Below are 3,518 nucleotides of genomic sequence, written 5' to 3' on the forward strand. Positions count from 1 at the left end.
GCCCAGGCGACTGTTCGGGGTCGATGGAACGGCGGACGAAGACCCTCGCTCTCCCACGGGCTTCAAGGCCCAAAGATGCTCCGGTCTCTCGTCCGCCACCGCACCTGCTGCAATAGCAGAGTCGGCAAGGGACAAGTTACAAAGGTGCCCGAAGGCGGATGAGGGGCAGCGCCGATGCTTGCGATCAGAACTCGGCGCTTGCCCTACCCCTCACCCTGCTCAGCCGGCAAGCCGGCCTCGCTTTCCCTCTCCCCGTAAACGGGGCGAGGGAGAGGCCCTACTCCTCCGGCTCCGTCGTAAACAGCAGCGGATAGCCCTTCGCCTTGCCGGCGTCCGTCGCTCGCGTCGCCTTGGTTTCTGCGACATCCTTGGTGAAGACGGCGACGACGCAGACGCCGCGCCGGTGCGCGGTGATCATCACCTGTTGCGCCTGGTCCTCGCTCAGCCTGAACTCGGCCTTCAGCACCGTCACCACGAATTCGCGCGGCGTGAAGTCGTCGTTGATCAGGATGACCTTGTAGAGTTTCGGCCGCTCGGTCTGCGGCTTCGTTCTGGTGCGTGGCTTGGTGACGGTTTCTGGCATCGGAAACCCGGCAACTGCGAGCAAGGCTCTTACTTTGTCATGCGAGCGCGCGACCGTCCATTTCCGGCGACGGCGCGGCCATTCACGAATCTATGTGGGAGCTATCGTGCGCCGTTCAACGGCCGTGGCGGCCGGCGATGCGGCCGGCGGACGGGCCGTCCGCCCGGCGTTCCATGAACGCGGCGACCGCCCAGGCTGCGAACGCAATCAGGGTCGTGGCCGTCAGCACGATCAGCAGCCAGGTCTGCATCGGCGTGATGTAGTCCCAGTTGGTGGAAATCTCGGGCGCGAACAACGAAGGCTCGGTCCGCCCGCTGGCCGGGTCCGGCACCGGGCTCGCGGTGAACAGGATCAGCATCCTTGCCAGGCCGGTAACGACCAGGCCGCCAAGCGCAATTGAACGCATAATGGACGAAAGCCGCTTCTTCATGCGGATTGTCCTACGGGGTCGGCATTGCGACCAGGTTAAGGATCGCCGTTTGTGGGACCAGTTTCAGCGCGCCGGACCGGGTGCGATCCTGATGCCGGCTCGGCGGCGCCAGTCGAGCCAAGGCCGCTCCAGCCGGATATCGGCTGGAGCGGCCTTGATGCAAGAGCAGGCTTGCGGATCAGGACTTCTTCGCCGGAGCCTTGTTGGCCTTCTTGACCGGGCACTTGTGCGTCTTGGTCACCTTGCAGACCTTCTTGGCGGCAACCTTCGTCGGAGCGGCCTTGGCCGGCGCGGCGGTCGCCGGAGCGGTCGTCGTAGCAGCCGGAGCAGCGGTCGTGGTCGCGGCGGCATTGCCGAGAGCCGGCATCGAGAAGGCCAGAGCAACACCGAGGCCGAGGGCGGAGAGGAGGGACTTTTTCATGGCTTCACTTCCTTTTTTCATGCGGGTCGGAATTCGAGCGTCACTGAACCGGGTCGATCGGTGTCACTCCAAGCAGCTTCAAAGCGTTCGCGAGCATCCGGATTCCCTGCGCCTGCTTCTTGTTGGCGCAGAACCGGTTTCCCTTTCTCTGAAGTGCCTTCGCCGCGGTGACCTGCGTTGCCGCGGCATGGGTTTCGAGGGCTTCGTCAACTTGACGGCTTAGATCGCTGCACCGCTCGGCCCGGGTGATCGGCGTCACCTTTGCATTGGAGGCCGCGACCGCTGCCGTGACGAGCGAAATGCTAAGCAACGCACCCATCAAGCTGATCGTGAACCTCTGCATCGGTCTTGTCCGTTACTCCCGAGACTAGCGTCGCAGCCGGTGATCTGACCGCCACGACATCGGTTATGCCCTTGAAATTTTTCAGGAGTTTTTCCGGACTGTAGAATTTTGTTTCTGGATTGTTTCTGGTGAATCCAGCCTCGCGAAGCATCGTCGCCACTGGCCAAGATATGGCCGGAATTCTATCGTGTGGGTGATATCGGAAATGACCGCCAGGCCACCAGAATGACAGGGATCCCGTGAAATCCGACGCACACATACTGATCGTCGACGACGACAAGGGCATACGCGACCTGCTTCAGGAGTTCTTCCAGAAGCGCGGCCTGCATACCACGGTCGCCGCCGACGGCACTGAGATGGAGGCGATCCTTCGCCGCGCGCAGGTCGACCTCATTGTCCTCGACGTGATGCTGCCTGGAAAAAGCGGGCTCGAGCTCTGCCGCGAGCTCCGCGCCAACTACACGACGCCGATCATCATGCTGACGGCCGTCACCGAGACGACCGACCGGGTCGTCGGGCTTGAGATGGGCGCCGACGACTATGTGCCGAAGCCGTTCGATCCGCGCGAGCTGCTCGCCCGCATCCGCGCGGTGCTAAGGCGCAACGGCGCCGCCGAGCCGCGCCGGCCGGCCGCCAAGCAGATCTTTCATTTCGCCGGCTGGACGATGGACTGCTCGCGCCGACGGCTGACGGCGCCCGGCGACGTCAGGGTCGAGCTGACCATGGCCGAATTCAACCTCCTGCAGACCTTCGTCAAGAGCGCGCAGCGCGTGCTGACCCGCGACCAACTGATCGAGCTGTCGGGCGGCGACACCGGCTACAGTTTCGACCGCAGCGTCGACATCCTGGTCAGCCGGCTGCGGCGCAAGATGGAGGACGATCCGAAGACGCCGAAACTGATCCTTACCGTGCGCAGCGGCGGCTATCAGTTCTTGCCCGAGACGACCACCGAATGAGACGCTTCCTGCCGGAGACATTGCCTGTCTGGGTGCTGCTCATCGTCATTGCCGGCCTGCTGATCAGCCAGGTCGCGACGCTCTACATCGTCTCGCGCGACCGCGCCGCCGCCAATGACGTGGTCGATCTCTACCGGCTGAACGACCGCGCCTTCTCGCTGGTGCAGCTGATGCATGATGCCACGCCCGAGGAACGCAAGGCGACCGCGTCGGGCCTGTTCAACGCCACCTATGCGCTCACTGTTTCGGATACGCCCGCAGTCACCTCCTCGATCGCCGGCGACGACGAGCTCGCCGAGCTGGAGGACATCCTCGTTGGCCGCCTGTCGAAATTCGGCATCACCGACGCGCGCGTCCGGCGCGATCCAGCGTCGCGCGAGGCCGACGCCCCCGGCGGCACGGTTCCCAACAAGGACGTCGGCCAGGTCGAGCGCGACCTTCTGGTGCTGGCGGCGGACTTTGCCCAGAGCGACAAGCTGACGGCGTCGCTGCGCTTCGCCGACGGCCAGTGGCTGAACTTCACCGAACCGAACACCCCGGTCGGGCCGATCCTCAGCTTCGACAGCCTGCCACTCTATTCGCTGATTGCCGGGCTGGTGGTCGCGATGTCGATCTGGTCGCTGCGCCGGCTGACCGCGCCCTACCGGATGATGGAAACGGCGGTGAACCGTATCGGAAACGACCTGAAGAGCCCACCGATCTCCGAAACCGGCAGTCGCGAGATCCGCGCCGCCGCCAAGGCGGTCAACGCCATGCAGGGCAGGCTGCGCGACTATGTCGAGGAC

General features: G+C 64.3%; 6 protein-coding genes. 2 read left to right on the forward strand and 4 right to left on the reverse strand.

Translation table 11 applies throughout. From position 1 onward, the window contains the following. Positions 1-277 precede the first annotated feature (277 nt). From clpS to EOA33_RS28575, 4 genes are all read right to left on the reverse strand, one after another. Positions 278-583, reverse strand: a complete 306-nt coding sequence (gene clpS / locus EOA33_RS28560; RefSeq protein ID WP_126058653.1) for an ATP-dependent Clp protease adapter ClpS — start codon at positions 581-583, stop codon at positions 278-280. Positions 584-698: 115 nt separating this feature from the next. Next, the gene (locus tag EOA33_RS28565) at positions 699-1,013 is read right to left on the reverse strand and encodes a hypothetical protein (protein ID WP_126058652.1); all 315 of its coding nucleotides are present in this window, start codon (positions 1,011-1,013) and stop codon (positions 699-701) included. A gap of 178 nt (positions 1,014-1,191) precedes the next feature. Continuing rightward, positions 1,192-1,434, reverse strand: coding sequence for a hypothetical protein (locus tag EOA33_RS28570; protein ID WP_126058651.1), 243 nt, complete (start codon positions 1,432-1,434; stop codon positions 1,192-1,194). Positions 1,435-1,474: 40 nt separating this feature from the next. Continuing rightward, positions 1,475-1,777: a hypothetical protein gene (locus EOA33_RS28575; protein ID WP_126058650.1), complete on the reverse strand. Its 303-nt coding sequence runs from the start codon at positions 1,775-1,777 to the stop codon at positions 1,475-1,477. Between the two features lie 239 nt (positions 1,778-2,016). Here EOA33_RS28575 and EOA33_RS28580 point away from each other — a divergent pair, with 239 nt between their 5' ends. Beyond that, positions 2,017-2,733: a response regulator transcription factor gene (locus tag EOA33_RS28580; RefSeq protein WP_126058649.1), complete on the forward strand. Its 717-nt coding sequence runs from the start codon at positions 2,017-2,019 to the stop codon at positions 2,731-2,733. Next, positions 2,730-3,518, forward strand: a 789-nt coding sequence (locus EOA33_RS28585; RefSeq protein WP_127407164.1) for a HAMP domain-containing protein, incomplete at its 3' end; no start/stop codon positions are given. The genes EOA33_RS28580 and EOA33_RS28585, both read left to right, overlap by 4 nt.

This window comes from Mesorhizobium sp. M4A.F.Ca.ET.050.02.1.1, from assembly GCF_003997725.1.
Classification (GTDB): Bacteria; Pseudomonadota; Alphaproteobacteria; order Rhizobiales; family Rhizobiaceae; genus Mesorhizobium.

What these genes read in the sequence shown, in the direction of transcription:
- clpS (WP_126058653.1), bottom strand. Translation starts at nt 583, where the DNA reads ATGCCAGAAACCGTCACCAAGCCACGCACCAGAACGAAGCCGCAGACC.
- EOA33_RS28565 (WP_126058652.1), bottom strand. Translation starts at nt 1,013, where the DNA reads ATGAAGAAGCGGCTTTCGTCCATTATGCGTTCAATTGCGCTTGGCGGC.
- EOA33_RS28570 (WP_126058651.1), bottom strand. Translation starts at nt 1,434, where the DNA reads ATGAAAAAGTCCCTCCTCTCCGCCCTCGGCCTCGGTGTTGCTCTGGCC.
- EOA33_RS28575 (WP_126058650.1), bottom strand. Translation starts at nt 1,777, where the DNA reads ATGCAGAGGTTCACGATCAGCTTGATGGGTGCGTTGCTTAGCATTTCG.